Here is a 693-nt window from a genome sequence, read left to right on the forward strand (position 1 = left end):
GATCATCCAATCGGGTCGAGCGTAGTCGGCGTTCAAACCCATGATGATGAGGTCTTGTGGCGAGATCTTGCGCAGGATGTCGAGGATCTGGCTGGGCTGATACAGCTTCTTCTCCGGCTCCGTCGCCTCCTCTCCTTGCTGCGCCGCCTTCAGCACACCGTACAGCTTCAGCCCCTCTTTCCGCCAGGCGGGCTGGGACGTTCCACATCCTCCATGTCCCTTCTTCGTCTGACCCTGCTCATCTTGAAACTGATCCTCGTTGGTAGCGTCGCCGTTCTCCTCGTCGATCGGGTCGATATCGCACACGGCTTTCTTCGACGCCAACGCCCAGATCTTCTTCAGACGGTGGTTCGGCTTGACCTTTTTGCGGATGTTCCGGACCTCAACGTCGCGCTGATGTCAGCCGCGCCAATAGCGAAGGACCTCACCTCGTCGACTTTAAGCTTTCCACAATTCACGCAAACACACTCGATGATCTTCTTGACCTTGATCAAGAAACCAGCGTGAAATACCGGCTTGGCCAGTTCAATGTGCCCAAAGTGGCCCGGGCAGTCCGCCATCCCTTCCTGACAAGTTTGACACTTGAAAGCTCGGTCGATGGCTGTGTGTCAACACTTGATGCAAAGATCAAGTGGAGAGGTAACATACTGCCCATTTTCGGGTCCATGAGACCGCCAACTTTCTGCTTGCCAT

Annotated in this window: 2 protein-coding genes; both read right to left on the bottom strand. The window is 55.3% G+C overall.

Annotation, left to right across the window (positions count from 1 at the left end; genetic code table 11):
- A partial coding sequence (locus tag FFY45_RS22525; RefSeq protein ID WP_176342033.1) for a hypothetical protein occupies positions 1–372 on the bottom strand: 372 nt, incomplete at its 3' end.
- A complete protein-coding gene (locus FFY45_RS22530; protein ID WP_500692581.1) occupies positions 339–599 on the bottom strand; it encodes a hypothetical protein in 261 nt (86 codons plus the stop codon). The genes FFY45_RS22530 and FFY45_RS22525, both read right to left, overlap by 34 nt.
- Positions 600–693: the final 94 nt, after the last annotated feature.

Source organism: Xanthomonas hortorum (assembly GCF_011305375.1).
GTDB lineage: Bacteria > Pseudomonadota > Gammaproteobacteria > Xanthomonadales > Xanthomonadaceae > Xanthomonas > Xanthomonas hortorum_E.